Source organism: Pseudomonas sp. Irchel 3F6 (assembly GCF_900187595.1).
GTDB classification, from domain to species: domain Bacteria; phylum Pseudomonadota; class Gammaproteobacteria; order Pseudomonadales; family Pseudomonadaceae; genus Aquipseudomonas; species Aquipseudomonas siliginis.
Map to the genome: position 1 here is coordinate 93,427 of NZ_FYDP01000007.1, position 14,192 is coordinate 107,618.

General features: G+C 60.7%; 11 protein-coding genes. 7 read left to right on the forward strand and 4 right to left on the reverse strand.

Going from position 1 to position 14,192, the window contains the following annotated elements; genetic code table 11:
• Nucleotides 1-35: 35 nt before the first annotated feature.
• Nucleotides 36-392 carry a hypothetical protein gene (locus tag CKW30_RS21510; RefSeq protein WP_095181853.1) on the forward strand — a complete coding sequence of 119 codons (357 nt, stop codon included), beginning with the start codon at nt 36-38 and terminating at the stop codon, nt 390-392.
• Nucleotides 393-462: 70 nt separating this feature from the next.
• Nucleotides 463-957 carry a GreA/GreB family elongation factor gene (locus tag CKW30_RS21515; protein WP_095181854.1) on the forward strand — a complete coding sequence of 165 codons (495 nt, stop codon included), beginning with the start codon at nt 463-465 and terminating at the stop codon, nt 955-957.
• On the opposite strand, the gene gdhA is transcribed toward CKW30_RS21515, so the two are convergent.
• Both gdhA and ettA read right to left on the reverse strand, forming a co-directional pair.
• Nucleotides 954-2,291, reverse strand: coding sequence for an NADP-specific glutamate dehydrogenase (gene gdhA, locus CKW30_RS21520; protein WP_095181855.1), 1,338 nt, complete (start codon nt 2,289-2,291; stop codon nt 954-956). The genes CKW30_RS21515 and gdhA overlap by 4 nt on opposite strands.
• A gap of 349 nt (nt 2,292-2,640) precedes the next feature.
• Nucleotides 2,641-4,305, reverse strand: coding sequence for an energy-dependent translational throttle protein EttA (ettA, locus tag CKW30_RS21525; RefSeq protein ID WP_095181856.1), 1,665 nt, complete (start codon nt 4,303-4,305; stop codon nt 2,641-2,643).
• Between the two features lie 286 nt (nt 4,306-4,591).
• Here ettA and morA point away from each other — a divergent pair, with 286 nt between their 5' ends.
• Nucleotides 4,592-8,440 (forward strand): cyclic di-GMP receptor MorA, encoded by a 3,849-nt coding sequence (gene morA / locus CKW30_RS21530; RefSeq protein ID WP_095181857.1) that lies wholly within the window; start codon nt 4,592-4,594, stop codon nt 8,438-8,440.
• Between the two features lie 208 nt (nt 8,441-8,648).
• A complete protein-coding gene (gene glyA, locus CKW30_RS21535; RefSeq protein WP_041477786.1) occupies nt 8,649-9,902 on the forward strand; it encodes a serine hydroxymethyltransferase in 1,254 nt (417 codons plus the stop codon).
• 8 nt (nt 9,903-9,910) lie between these two features.
• On the opposite strand, the gene CKW30_RS27345 is transcribed toward glyA, so the two are convergent.
• Nucleotides 9,911-10,087 (reverse strand): hypothetical protein, encoded by a 177-nt coding sequence (locus CKW30_RS27345; protein ID WP_177434227.1) that lies wholly within the window; start codon nt 10,085-10,087, stop codon nt 9,911-9,913.
• Between the two features lie 149 nt (nt 10,088-10,236).
• On the opposite strand from CKW30_RS27345, the gene CKW30_RS21540 reads away from it, so the two are divergent.
• Genes CKW30_RS21540 through CKW30_RS21550 form a run of 3 tightly spaced genes read left to right on the forward strand, consistent with a single transcriptional unit; the run spans nt 10,237 to nt 13,027 of the window.
• Nucleotides 10,237-11,550: a C4-dicarboxylate transporter DctA gene (locus CKW30_RS21540; RefSeq protein WP_095181858.1), complete on the forward strand. Its 1,314-nt coding sequence runs from the start codon at nt 10,237-10,239 to the stop codon at nt 11,548-11,550.
• A 49-nt stretch (nt 11,551-11,599) separates the two neighbouring features.
• Nucleotides 11,600-12,304, forward strand: a complete 705-nt coding sequence (locus tag CKW30_RS21545) for a FadR/GntR family transcriptional regulator (protein WP_016773102.1) — start codon at nt 11,600-11,602, stop codon at nt 12,302-12,304.
• Between the two features lie 18 nt (nt 12,305-12,322).
• On the forward strand, nt 12,323-13,027 hold the full coding sequence (locus CKW30_RS21550; protein ID WP_095181859.1) for a GntR family transcriptional regulator: 705 nt from the start codon (nt 12,323-12,325) through the stop codon (nt 13,025-13,027).
• 116 nt (nt 13,028-13,143) lie between these two features.
• On the opposite strand, the gene yjiA is transcribed toward CKW30_RS21550, so the two are convergent.
• Nucleotides 13,144-14,115, reverse strand: coding sequence for a GTPase (yjiA, locus tag CKW30_RS21555; RefSeq protein ID WP_095181860.1), 972 nt, complete (start codon nt 14,113-14,115; stop codon nt 13,144-13,146).
• Nucleotides 14,116-14,192: the final 77 nt, after the last annotated feature.

Here is a 14,192-nt window from a genome sequence, read left to right on the forward strand (position 1 = left end):
TCCTTATGAGCCGAGTATCGGCGCGGGAGAGTGCGATGTGGCGGTGCGTGGGGTTGTTGGGCGTTGTATTGGCGCTGGGCGGTTGCCAGACCACCCATGAAGACTTGATCGCCAAGGGTTATCCACCGGCCTTCGCCGACGGTTTCGATGACGGTTGCGTCAGCGGCCGGCAAGCGGCGGGCTCGATCAGCGGTGAGTTTCGCAAGAATGTGCCGCGCTATCTCAAGGACCAGCAATACGCCGACGGCTGGGTCGACGGCTTCCGCCAATGTCAGGCGATGCTGGAAAACAGGGATCGCGAGCAATATCGCAACGAACATTGGGATGAGCGCGAACGTGCCTGGCAGCAGCAGAAGGACCAGGACGTCGGGCGGGCTTATCGCTCGCAATAGGTCGCTTGCAGACATCCGTTGAAACCAAATGCCGGCAACCATGGCCCAAATCCTTTAACAGGAGGACTTCATGAGTCGCGCATTCGTCAACGAAGACAACGCCGCCGCGCAGGCTGATCAGCCGGTCGAACGTCAGGTCAGCACGCAGCCCAATTACGTCACACCGCAAGGTCTGGCGCAGTTGCACGCCAAGGTCGCCGAACTGCAAAGCCTGCATGCCGAGCAAACGGCCAAGAGCGAGCAGGCCGACAAGCAACGTCTGGCCGATCTGCAACGGGATCTGCGCTATTTCACTCAACGCCTGAGCAGCGCCCAAGTCGCAGTCGCTGCGACCTCCACCGACAAGGTCCAAATCGGTAGCTGGGTGACTTTTGCCGATGAACACGACACTGAACACCGCGTGCAACTGGTCGGCGAGGATCAGGCCGACGCCAGTCAGGGCCTGATCAACTGGGACTCACCGCTGGGCCGGGCTTTGCTTGGCGCCCGGCTCAACGATGAAGTGCTATGGCAGCGGCCTGCCGGCGACCAACTGATCGAAGTGATCCGCATCGAACCGGCTTAAACCACGCCTTGCGCCAACATCGCATCGGCGACTTTGACGAAGCCGGCAATGTTCGCGCCTTTGACGTAATTGATCTGACCGTTGTCTTCGCCGTAATGCACGCAGGCGTGGTGGATCGATTGCATGATCGCGTGCAGCTTGCTGTCCACCTCGCCCGCCGTCCACAGCAGGCGCATGGCGTTCTGCGACATTTCCAGACCGCTGACGGCAACACCGCCCGCATTCGACGCCTTGCCCGGTGCGAACAGAATGCCGGCCTCGATAAAGATATCCACAGCCTCCAGCGTGGTCGGCATGTTCGCGCCTTCAGCCACACAGACGCAGCCATTGCGCAGTAGCGTGCGTGCGGCCTCGGCGTCGAGTTCGTTCTGCGTCGCGCAGGGCAGCGCGATATCACACGGCAGCGACCACGGATGTTCGCCGGCGCGGAATTCCAGACCATGGGCGCTCGCCAGTTCGCTGATGCGCCCGCGTTTGATGTTCTTCAGCTCCAGCAGCGCCAGCCACTGTGCTTCGCTCAAGCCTGCCTCGCAGTACAGCGTGCCTTCGGAGTCGGACAGGGAAATCACTTTGCCGCCCAGGTCCATCACTTTGCGCGCCGCGTACTGAGCAACGTTGCCGGAACCGGAAATCGCCACGCGCTTGCCTTCCACGCCCTGCCCGCGGCGCTTGAGCATCTCCTCGGCGAAGTACACGCAGCCGAAACCGGTGGCTTCCGGGCGAATCAGGCTGCCGCCGTAGGTCATGCCCTTGCCGGTGAGGACGCTGGTGAACTGGTTGCTCAGGCGCTTGTACTGGCCAAAGAGGAAACCGATCTCCCGCGCACCGACACCGATATCACCGGCCGGCACGTCAACGTCGGCGCCGATGTGGCGATACAACTCGCTCATGAACGCTTGGCAGAAACGCATGACCTCGGCGTCGCTCTTGCCCTTCGGATCGAAGTCGGAACCGCCCTTGCCGCCGCCCATGGGCAGGGAGGTCAGCGAGTTCTTGAAGGTCTGCTCGAAGGCGAGGAATTTCAGCACGCCGAGGTTCACCGACGGATGGAAGCGCAGGCCGCCCTTGTAAGGGCCGATGGCGCTGTTCATCTGGATACGGAAGCCGCGATTGACCTGGACCTTGCCCTGATCGTCGACCCACGACACGCGAAACACCACCGCGCGCTCGGGCTCGCAGATGCGCTCGAGAATGCCTGAAGTCAGGTAATGCGGATTGGCTTCAAGAAACGGCCACAGACTGCGCAGGACTTCTTCGACAGCCTGGTGGAATTCGGGTTGATCCGGGTCGCGTTTTTTCAGGCGCGCAAGGAAGGATTCGACGGATTCGATCATGGGCAAAGTCTCGGCAAATTTATTGTCGTTGGAGGAGATTGGGCCGGACTGTAACAAACGAATTGCGCACAGGAACAGAGCAAAATGTCGCAGTTATGAAATTAAATGGTGCACAGGATATAAATCCGAGGGGTATTTGATCCGTTTTTGCACCTGAGTGGGGAGCACAGATCCAAGACTTGCACCAACAGTTACACCGTATTCGCGAGCAGGCTCGCTCCCACATTTGGAATGCGTTACCCCTGTGGGAGCGAGCCTGCTCGCGAAAGCCGCAACTCGGTTTATCAGGAAAAACCCAGGGCAAAAAAAACGGAGCCCGAAGGCTCCGCTCTTGTGCAACCAACCCGAATCAGGCCAGTTTCTTGTGACGTACCCGGTGAGGCTGGGCCGCTGCTTCGCCGAGGCGTTTTTTGCGGTCGGCTTCGTACTCGGTGTAGTTGCCTTCGAAGAACACCGCTTGCGAGTCGTCTTCGTACGCCAGGATGTGCGTGGCGACACGGTCAAGGAACCACCGATCGTGGGAGATCACAATGGCGGCGCCCGGGAAGTCCAGCAGGGCTTCTTCCAGCGAACGCAGGGTTTCCACGTCGAGGTCGTTGGACGGTTCGTCGAGCAGCAGGACGTTGCCGCCCTCCTTCAGGGTCAGCGCCAGGTGCAGACGACCGCGCTCACCGCCGGAGAGGTCCTTGACGAACTTCTGCTGATCGCCGCCCTTGAAGTTGAAGCGACCGACGTAGGTACGCGACGGGATCTCGTAGTTGCCGATGCGGATCTGGTCGGAGCCGTCGGAAATCTGCTGGAACACGGTCTTGCTGCCTTCGAGGTCTTCGCGGCTCTGGTCGACGCAGGCCAGTTGCACGGTTTCACCGATTTCGATGCTGCCCGAATCCGGAGTTTCCTTGCCCATCAGCATGCGGAACAGCGTCGACTTACCGGCACCGTTACCACCGATCACGCCGACGATGGCGCCTTTCGGCATAGAGAACGACAGGTTGTCGATCAGCACGCGATCGCCGTAGCCCTTGGTGACGTTCTTGAACTCGATGACCTTGTCGCCAAGGCGTGGACCGGCCGGGATGTAGATCTCGTTGGTCTCGCTGCGCTTCTGGAATTCCTGCGATTGCATTTCTTCGAAGCGTTGCAGACGTGCCTTGGATTTCGACTGGCGGGCCTTGGCGCCTTTGCGCACCCACTCCAGTTCTTCCTTCATGGCTTTTTCATGAGCCGACTGCTGCTTGGATTCCTGGGCCAGACGATCGGACTTGGCTTCGAGCCAGCCCGAATAGTTGCCCTCGTAAGGAATGCCCGCGCCGCGGTCGAGTTCCAGAATCCAGCCGGCGACGTTGTCGAGGAAGTAACGGTCGTGCGTGATCGCGACCACGGTGCCCGGGAAGTCGTGGAGGAAATGCTCCAGCCACGCCACCGAATCGGCGTCCAGGTGGTTGGTCGGTTCGTCGAGCAGCAGCATGTCCGGCGCGGACAGCAGCAGACGGCACAGGGCGACACGACGCTTTTCACCACCGGACAGGTGTTCGACTTTCGCGTCCCAGGCCGGCAGACGCAGCGCATCGGCGGCGACTTCCAGCTGGCGCTCGAGGTTGTGGCCGTCGCTGGCCTGCAGGATCGCTTCGAGCTTGGCCTGTTCAGCAGCAAGCTTGTCGAAGTCGGCGTCCGGGTCAGCGTAAGCCGCGTAGACCTCGTCCAGACGCGCTTGCGCATCCTTGATCACGCTGACCGCTTCCTCGACCACCTCACGTACGGTCTTGGCTGGGTCGAGCTGCGGCTCTTGCGGCAGGTAACCGATGTTCAGGTCCGGCATCGGACGGGCTTCGCCTTCGAACTCGGTGTCGACGCCGGCCATGATTTTCAGCAGCGTGGATTTACCCGAACCGTTGAGGCCGAGCACGCCGATCTTGGCGCCGGGGAAGAAGGACAGCGAAATGTTCTTGAGAATTTCCCGCTTCGGCGGAACAACTTTGCCCAGCCGATGCATGGTGAAGACGTATTGAGCCATGGAGAACCTTGGGTCAGTGACAGATGAATGATGGAGCGCAGGCGATGCCTGGCCAGACTGTGCGCGTCGTTCACTTGATCGCAATCAATGCGTGCGCGCTGGAAAAAGTATGATTGTAGGGGCTGGAACGCCCCCGGTCTAACCGGCAAAGCTACCTTAATGCCGGAAGGCAGTCCAGCCGAGAGGGGCTGGCACTTCGCCACAACTCAAGGCATGCTAGCCGCCCTTCGGGCGTCCGGCTTATAGTGCACGTCGCGCCAGTCCAGCCAAATCGCAGGATCACAGCTTGACCAATGTCACTCCGCCAGCCTCTGTGAGCAGCACCCCACCGGCGCCCGGCTCGCCCCTGCGCGGGACATTGAAGGGTGCGCTGGCCACCCTCGTGCTGTTATTGCTCGCGTTGCTGTTCTGGCAACTGCTCGATCAATTGCGTGAAACGCAGAAGAATCAGCGCCAGTACACCATCGACTACACCGCCGATCTCGCCGCTCAGGTCAGCCTGAACATGGCGCTGAATGCGCAAATCGCCCTCAATCTGCTACCGATCGTCGAACAACCGCAAACCGCCGACGAACAGCAGATGCTCCTGCGCAAGTTGCAACGTTCGCTGCCCGATCTGCGCAGCATGGCCCTGCTCTCGCCCTCCGGCCGCATCATCAGCGACAGCGCCACCGACAGTTCCGACGCCGATTACCTGACCGAACTGGTGCGTCGCAGTCGCGCTCAGGCGCATTATTTCAGCAATGCCGATGACGGCTCGGTGGTGCACCTGCTGTTGCATCAGGCCAGCGGCAGCAGTCGCGGTTACTGGGCCTTGCGCCTGACGCCAACCTTCTTCGACTCGCTGACCAAACAGGACGCCACCGCCCTGCGCCCGCTGTGGCTGGTGGAAAACCGCCTCAATCATCAGATCATCAGCCGCGAAGCAGGGCTGCCCTCGGCCAAGGCTGGCGGGCTGACGCCTGACGATGTCGCCAACACCGTGCTGACCGTGCCGCTGAGCAGCAGCGACTGGCAATTGCGCGGGCTGTTCGACCGCCAGCGCGTATTGGAAGAATTGCTGCCGGCGTTCATCGGCAAATGCCTGCTCGGCCTGGCGTTCTCGATGTTGCCGGTGATCGCGCTGCTGAACATGCGTCGGCGCCAGCGCCAGGTACATGAAGGCCGACGGCGTTACCAGGATATTTTCGAAGGCACCGGCGTGGCCTTGTGCGTGCTTGACCTGTCCGGCCTCAAGCAGATGTTCGACAAGGCGCAGATCCAGACCAGCGACCAGCTCAAGGCCTGGCTCGACCAACCGCAGCAGCGCCAGCAGTTGCTCGCGGAAATGCGCGTCACCGAGGTCAATCAGGTCGCCCTGCAACTGCTCGATGTGCATTCCTGCGACGATGCCTGGCAACTGCTGATCGATGGCCAGCGCCATCCGCAGTGCGCGATCGGTCAGCAGATCCTCGACGCCGTCCTGCAGCAGCAGAAACAGCTGGAACTGGAAATCAAACTGCCCAACAGCAATGGCCGCGACCAGCATCTGTGGATGGTTTTGCGCCTGCCGAGCGAGCAGCACGACTATAAAGCGGTGATTCTCAGCATCAACGACATCACCAGCCGCAAGCTGATCGAGCTGTCGTTGCTGGAGCGCGAAGGGTTCTGGTCGGACGTGGTGCGCACCGTGCCCGATCATCTGTATGTGCAGGACGTGATCAGCCAGCGGATGATTTTCAGCAACCACCACCTCGGCCAGACCCTGGGCTACAACCGCACTGAACTGCATCAGATGGGCGAATACTTCTGGGAAATCCTCCTGCACCCGGAAGACGCCGACTATTACCATCGCTCGCGGCAGTTGCAGCGCCACGCCGGTTACAGCCAGCTGTTGCAATGCCAACTGCGCTTCCGTCATCGCGACGGCAAGTGGCGGCGCTTCGACATCCGTGAACAGGCGCTGGCGCGGGACAAGCACGATCAGGTCACGCGGATCATCGGCGTGGCCAAGGACATCACCGAACAGATCGAGGCCAGCGAATCGCTGCGTGACAGCGAGCAGCGTTACCGCATGCTCGCCGAAAGCATCAGCGACGTGATTTTCTCCACCGACAGCAAGCTCTCGCTGAACTACGTCAGCCCCTCGGTGCAGGCCGTGCTCGGTTACAACGCCGACTGGATTTTCCAGAACGGCTGGCAATCGATCATCGCCAATCCCGGGCAACTGAACGGCATTCATGTGCTGATGGACCGCGTCAGCAAGGCGCTGGACAAGCCCGAGCAACTGGCATTGCTGCGCAGTCAGGTGCAAACGCAGCTGTTCCTCTTCGATTGCCTGCGCGCCGACGGCCGCAAGATTCCGATCGAACTGCGCCTGGTGCTGGTTTGGGACGAACACGGCGCGTTCGAAGGCGTGCTCGGCGTCGGCCGCGATATCAGCCAGCAGCGCCGTGCCGAAAAAGATTTGCGCATGGCCGCCACGGTATTCGAGCACTCTACCTCGGCGATCCTGATCACCGACCCGGCCGGTTATATCGTTCAGGCCAACGAAGCGTTCAGTCGGGTCAGCGGCTACAGCGTCGGCGAAGTGCTCGACCAGTTGCCGAACATGCTCACCGTCGACGAGCAGCAGGACGCGCACTTGCGCTACGTGCTCAAGCAGTTGCACGAGCACAGCACCTGGGAAGGCGAAGTGTGGATGAAGCGCCGTAACGGCGAACACTACCCGGCGTGGGTCGGCATTACTGCCGTGCTCGACGATGAGGGCGATCTGGCCAGTTACGTGTGTTTCTTCAGCGACATCAGCGAGCGCAAGGCCAGCGAGCAGCGCATCCACCGCCTCGCCTATTACGACGCCCTCACCCACCTGCCGAACCGCACGCTGTTCCAGGATCGTCTGCACACCGCGCTGCAAGCGGCCGAACGGCAGAAGTCGTGGGTGGTGCTGATGTTCCTCGACCTCGACCGTTTCAAACCGATCAACGACTCCTTGGGCCACGCCGCCGGCGACCGCATGCTCAAGGACATGGCCACGCGCCTGCTGGCCTGCGTCGATGACGATGACACCGTGGCGCGCATGGGCGGCGACGAATTCACCCTGCTGCTGCAGCATCGCTCCAACCGCGAACTGGCGCTGAACCGGGCAATTCATGTCGCTGAGCAGATTCTCGCCAGCCTGGTGCGGCCGTTCGTGCTCGAGGGCCGCGAGTTTTTCGTCACCGCCAGTATCGGCATCGCCCTCAGTCCGCAGGACGGCAACGAACTCAGCCAGTTGATGAAGAACGCCGACACGGCGATGTACCACGCCAAGGAACGCGGCAAGAACAACTTCCAGTTCTATCAGGCCGACATGAACGCCAGTGCGCTGGAGCGTCTGGAACTGGAAAGCGATCTGCGCCATGCGCTGGAGCAGAACGAATTCGTCCTGTATTACCAGCCGCAGTTCAGTGGCGACGGCAAGCGCCTGACCGGCGCCGAAGCGCTGCTGCGCTGGCGCCATCCACGTCGCGGGCTGGTGCCGCCAGGGGATTTCATTCCGGTGCTGGAAGAGCTCGGCCTGGTGGTGGACGTTGGCGACTGGGTCATCAGCGAGGCCTGTCGACAGCTGAAAACCTGGCACCAGCAACGGGTGCGGGTGCCGAAGGTCTCGGTGAACATTTCCGCACGGCAGTTCTCCGATGGCCATTTGGGCACGCGAATCGCGACGATCCTGCGCGAAACCGGCCTGCCACCGGCGTGTCTGGAGCTGGAACTGACCGAAAGTATCCTGATGCGCGAAGTCAGCGAGGCGATGCAGATTCTTGCCGGGCTGAAGAACCTCGGCCTGAGCATCGCAGTCGATGACTTCGGCACCGGTTATTCATCGCTCAACTACCTCAAGCAATTCCCGATCGACGTGCTGAAGATCGACCGTACTTTCGTCGACGGCCTGCCGTCCGGCGAACAGGACGCGCAGATCGCCCGGGCGATCATCGCCATGGCCCACAGCCTGAACCTGGCGGTGATCGCCGAGGGCGTGGAAACCCACGAGCAACTGGACTTCCTGCGTGAGCATGGTTGCGATGAGGTGCAGGGCTATCTGTTCGGCCGGCCGATGCCGGCGGGACGGTTTGAAGCGCAGTTCTGTAACGACGCATTGTTCATGTTCGACTGAACATCTGCGGTGCTGGCATCGCTGGCAAGCCAGCTCCCACAGGGATCGATCAATGTGGGAGCGAGCCTGCTCGCGAAGGGGCCGGCAAAAGCACCGCACATCTGTCATGAACGCCACTTGTCTGCGACATGACGTCGTTTCATATGTCATCCAAAAGCGGTTGGGTTAGAATGCCCCCCTTTTCTGCCCCCGATCCTTGAGGACCGCCATGTTCAGCCGTGATTTGACTATTGCCAAGTACGACGCCGACCTTTTTGCCGCCATGGAGCAAGAAGCTCAGCGTCAGGAAGAACACATTGAGCTGATCGCTTCGGAAAACTACACCAGCCCAGCGGTGATGGAAGCTCAAGGCTCGGTCCTGACCAACAAGTACGCCGAAGGCTATCCGGGCAAGCGTTACTACGGTGGTTGCGAATACGTTGACGTGGTTGAACAACTGGCCATCGACCGTGCCAAGGAACTGTTCGGTGCTGATTACGCCAACGTTCAGCCGCACGCCGGTTCCCAAGCCAACGCCGCTGTTTACCTGGCTCTGCTGCAAGGTGGCGACACCATTCTGGGCATGAGCCTGGCCCATGGCGGTCACCTGACCCACGGCGCCAGCGTTTCCTCCTCGGGCAAGCTGTACAACGCCGTTCAATACGGTATCGATGCCAACGGCCTGATCGACTACGACGAAGTCGAGCGTCTGGCGGTCGAGCACAAGCCGAAAATGATCGTTGCCGGTTTCTCGGCCTACTCGCAGATCCTCGACTTCCCGCGCTTCCGCGAGATCGCTGACAAGGTTGGCGCCTACCTGTTCGTCGACATGGCTCACGTCGCCGGTCTGGTTGCCGCTGGTGTCTACCCGAACCCGGTACCGTTCGCCGACGTCGTGACCACCACCACGCACAAGACCCTGCGCGGTCCACGTGGCGGTCTGATCCTGGCCAAAGCGAACGCCGAGATCGAGAAGAAGCTCAACTCCGCAGTGTTCCCGGGCGCCCAGGGTGGCCCGCTGGAGCACGTGATCGCGGCCAAGGCGATCTGCTTCAAGGAAGCGCTGCAGCCTGAGTTCAAGGCTTACCAGCAACAAGTGGTGAAGAACGCCAAGGCCATGGCCGAAGTGTTCATCGCGCGCGGTTTCGACGTGGTTTCGGGCGGTACTGAAAACCACCTGTTCCTGCTGTCGCTGATCAAGCAGGACATCTCCGGTAAAGACGCCGACGCCGCTCTGGGCAAAGCGTTCATCACCGTGAACAAGAACTCCGTGCCTAACGATCCACGCTCGCCGTTCGTCACCTCCGGCCTGCGCTTCGGTACTCCGGCTGTGACCACTCGCGGTTTCAAAGAGGCTGAGTGCAAAGAGCTGGCCGGCTGGATCTGCGACATCCTGGCTGACCTGAACAACGAAGCGGTGATCGACGCCGTTCGCGAGAAAGTCAAAGCCATCTGCAAGAAACTGCCGGTGTACGGCGCTTAATCGCGACGTTAAACCAGCAGCATGAAAAACCGGCCAAGTGATTGGCCGGTTTTTTTTCGCCTGCAATTCACCTGTAGGAGCTGCCGAAGGCTGCGATCTTTTGATCTGGATTTTATAAACAAGATCAAAAGATCGCAGCCTTCGGCAGCTCCTACGCGGCTTTGGCCGCTGGTCAGACCGGTCATGCCAATTTCATGCTTTCCCCTTGTAATCAGGAAAAAACCAAGCCTAGACTGCGCCTGCACTGGACATACCGGTAAGACCACAATAATTAAGTCCTGCATCCGATGCGCAACGCGTGCGGCAGCCAGGACACCGACCCAGGATTCCTCCCATGCTCAGATGGTGCTCGCGTTCAATCTTCCTTCAAGTGGTTCTCGGACTGATGCTCGGCATCGTCTGCGGGCTGACCCTTCCTGAATACTCCGCTCAGCTCAAACCGCTCGGCGATGGCTTCATCAAACTGATCAAGATGCTGATTGGCCTGATCGTGTTCTGCGTGGTGGTCAGCGGCATCAGCGGCGCGGGCGATCTGAAGAAGGTCGGGCGCATCGGCCTCAAGTCGGTGATCTACTTCGAAGTGCTGACCACCATCGCCTTGGTGATTGGTCTGGTGTTCGCCTTCAGCACCGGCATTGGCAGCGGCGCGAACATTCATCTGGAGCAACTCTCCAGCGCCGACATGGGCGACCTCGCCGAGCGCAGCCAGCACATGCACACCACCACGCAATTTCTGATGGACCTGATCCCGACCTCGGTGATCGGTGCCTTCGCTGACAACAATATCTTGCAAGTGCTGCTGTTCTCGGTGCTGTTCGGCAGCGCACTGAATCTGGTTGGCGAAGCGGCTTCCGGGATTTCGCGGCTGATCAACGAACTCAGCCACGTGATCTTCCGCATCATGGGCATGATCGTGCGTCTGGCGCCGATCGGCGTATTCGGCGCCATCGCCTTCACCACCAGCAAATACGGCCTCGATTCGTTGCAGCACCTGGGCAGTCTGGTCGGTCTGTTCTACCTGACCTGCGTCGCCTTCGTCACGCTGATCCTCGGTCTGGTGATGCGCGTCTCCGGCCTGCGCATGTGGCCGCTGCTCAAGTACCTGCGGGAAGAACTGCTGATCGTCATGGGCACCGCCTCTTCCGACGCCGTGCTGCCGCAGATCATGCGCAAGCTCGAACACCTCGGTATCGGCAGCTCGACGGTCGGTCTGGTGATCCCGACCGGGTACTCGTTCAACCTCGACGGCTTCTCGATCTACCTGACCCTGGCCATCGTGTTCATCGCCAATGCCACCGGCACACCGCTGGCGATGACCGATTTGCTGACGATTCTGCTGGTTTCGCTGATCACCTCCAAAGGCGCCCACGGCATTCCCGGTTCGGCGCTGGTGATTCTCGCGGCAACGCTGACGGCGATTCCGGCGATTCCCGTGGTCGGCCTGGTGCTGGTGTTGGCCGTGGACTGGTTCATGGGCATCGGCCGCGCGCTGACCAATCTGATCGGCAACTGCGTCGCCACCGTGGCCATCGCCCGCTGGGAAAAGGACATCGATGTACAGCGAGCGAACAAGGTGCTCAACGGCGAACAGGGCTATAACTTTCAACCGCGAAAAACCGTCGCTCCGGCGGCGGCCAAAGAATTCTGAATGAGTGCCGTGCCTGCCAATGCGCAGGCACGGCGCAGGGAGCCAATACGTGATTACAACTTCAACCGTCGTCAATTCAGTGGTGGAAAAACTCCGCGCCGCGTTGGCCCGAGGCCAGTGGCGCTCCGGCGACATGCTGCCGGGCCAGCGTGAACTGGCCGAACAGCTGGGCATCAGCCGGCCGAGCCTGCGCGAAGCGGTGATCGTGCTGGAAACACTCGGCCTGGTGCGCTCGATGCCGGGCAAAGGCGTGGTCGTCCTCGATGCGCAACTCAGCGACAGCCAGAGCCACGACAGCGCAGTCGCCGGGGCGAGCCTGGAAGATGTGCTGCAACTGCGCTACACCCTCGAGCCGTTCATTGTCGGGCTGGTTGCGCAATCGATCAGCAGCAAGGAGGTCGGCCAGTTGCGCCTGACCCTGATGGACATGCGCGAAGCCCTCGAGGCCGGTGACAGTGAAGCCGGGGTCAGCGCCTACATCGCCTTCCACGAAGAACTGTTCACGCTGACCTCGAACCCGATTTTCCAGAGCGTGGTGCAGCAGACCAGCAACGCGCTCAAGCAAAGTGCCGAAGTGTTGCGCAATTCACCGGAACATCTGGCCGAACGCCTGGAAGAAAACGAAGCCGTAGTCCGCGCGATCCGCAGCAAGAACAGCGCTCAGGCCAGCGCCGAAATGCGTCGGCACATTCTGCGCGAAGGCCAGCGCATGGGCGTTGAGCTGAACATCCCGGACGACAACCTGCCCACCTGATTTGCCAGGAGAACGGCCATGAACAGTTTCGCTTCAGCGTCCCACGCGCAATCGACCGCCCTGCCCGTTTCTCGCCTGCGCATGCCGGTGGAGGAGTTGTATCCGCGACTGTTCGACGCGATTCTCGAGCAGCGTATCGATGAAGACAGCCGGTTCACCGAGGACAGTCTGCAAGCGATGTTCGGCGCCGGCCGCGCCGATGTACGACGGGTGCTGACGCAGTTGTCCCATGAGCAGATCGTGGTATTGCGCGCCAATCATCGACCACGAGTGGCCGCGCCTGATCGGGAGCTGATCCGGCAGACCTTGCATGCGCGACGGCTGGCTGAGAACACCTTGGTGCGGTTGGCGTGTCAGCGTCCGCAGCCAGACGATTTCAAATGCTTGCGCACGTTGATAGAGCGCGAGAAGCGCGCCATCGAGCAGGATCGGCGCGGGGCGGCGATTCGGTTATCGGGGGAGTTTCATTTGCAGTTGGCACGGATGGCGGGAAATCTGCCGTTGGCGCATTTTCTGCGCAGTCTGGTGCCGCTGACGTCGTTGGCGATTGCGCGGAGTCGGTGCCCGACGCGCAGCTGTTGCGCGTGGCAGGAGCATTTGGCGTTGGTTGAGGTTGTGGAGCGAGGTGATGCTGCCAAGGCAGAGGGGCTGATGAATCGGCATCTGGATCATCTTGAGCAGACGCTGCTGGGTTCAGACCTTGAGCATTGTGCTGTCGGTTAGACCGCCTTCGCGAGCAGGCTCGCTCCCACAGTGGATTGCATTCCTTCTGACAGAATGCGTTCTACTGTGGGAGCGGGCTTGCCCGCGATGGCGTCAGCGCTGACACCGAAAAATCATCAGTCAGAAGCTACCCTGGCAAACCCCGCCCGAATCTTCTCTTCCGGCAAGTCATCGGCGATAAACACGATCACACTCTCGCGCGTCTCGCCCTCGGCCCATTCGGTGTCCCAGTCGAAACCATAGAGTTTCAGCACACCCTGAAATACCAGGCGCCGATCTTCCCCGGCAATATTCAACACGCCTTTGTAGCGCAGCAATTGCTTGCCGTGTTCTTCCAGCAGTTCGTTCATGAATTCGCTGAGCTGATCGATATCCAGCGCCTGATCGGTGCGCAGCACCAGGCTGGAGATGCGATCGATCGACGGCGCCTTGCTCACCGGACGCAAGCTCAAACCGCCGCCCAGGTCAGCATTGAGGTTGAAACCACGCACATCCAGCAGTTCAGCCAGATCGATGTTGCCATGCTCGACCACGCGGATCGGCGCGCGGCGGTTGATTCGCGTAAGGCGCTCGCTCAGCGCGGTGAACGTCGGCTCATCGACCAGATCGGTCTTGCTCACCAGCAAGCGATCGGCGAAACCGATCTGCGCCTGGGCGATGGTCTGGGTCAGGTGCACGTCCGCGTGGGCGGCGTCGACCAGGGTGATGATGCCGTCGAGCAGGTAACGCTCGCGCAGCTCTTCGTCGATGAAAAAGGTCTGCGCCACCGGTGCCGGATCGGCGAGACCGGTGCACTCGATCACCAGACGATCGAAGGCGATCTCGCCGCTGTCCAGGCGCTCGAGCAGCAAGTACAGCGCCTTGGTCAGATCGGTGTGAATGGTGCAGCAGACGCAGCCGTTGGCCAGGGTCATGACCTGCACCGGCTCGTCACCCAGCAGTTGGGTGTCGATGCCGGCGTCGCTGAATTCGTTTTCAATCACGGCGATTTTCAGGCCGTGCTCGGCTTTCAATAAATGACGCAGCAAAGTGGTCTTGCCGGCGCCGAGGAAACCGCTGAGGACCGTTACCGGAATGGGAGAAGACAAAACCCGACCTCCTGAAAAGAACACAAAAACAAATGTGGGAGCGAGCCTGCTCGCGAAAGCGGTGTGTCAGTCAAATC

Excerpts from the sequence above, each read along its gene's own strand:
- CKW30_RS21510 (WP_095181853.1), top strand. The coding sequence starts at position 36 with ATGTGGCGGTGCGTGGGGTTGTTGGGCGTTGTATTGGCGCTGGGCGGT.
- CKW30_RS21515 (WP_095181854.1), top strand. The coding sequence starts at position 463 with ATGAGTCGCGCATTCGTCAACGAAGACAACGCCGCCGCGCAGGCTGAT.
- gdhA (WP_095181855.1), bottom strand. The coding sequence starts at position 2,291 with ATGATCGAATCCGTCGAATCCTTCCTTGCGCGCCTGAAAAAACGCGAC.
- ettA (WP_095181856.1), bottom strand. The coding sequence starts at position 4,305 with ATGGCTCAATACGTCTTCACCATGCATCGGCTGGGCAAAGTTGTTCCG.
- glyA (WP_041477786.1), top strand. The coding sequence starts at position 8,649 with ATGTTCAGCCGTGATTTGACTATTGCCAAGTACGACGCCGACCTTTTT.
- CKW30_RS27345 (WP_177434227.1), bottom strand. The coding sequence starts at position 10,087 with ATGACCGGTCTGACCAGCGGCCAAAGCCGCGTAGGAGCTGCCGAAGGC.
- CKW30_RS21540 (WP_095181858.1), top strand. The coding sequence starts at position 10,237 with ATGCTCAGATGGTGCTCGCGTTCAATCTTCCTTCAAGTGGTTCTCGGA.
- CKW30_RS21550 (WP_095181859.1), top strand. The coding sequence starts at position 12,323 with ATGAACAGTTTCGCTTCAGCGTCCCACGCGCAATCGACCGCCCTGCCC.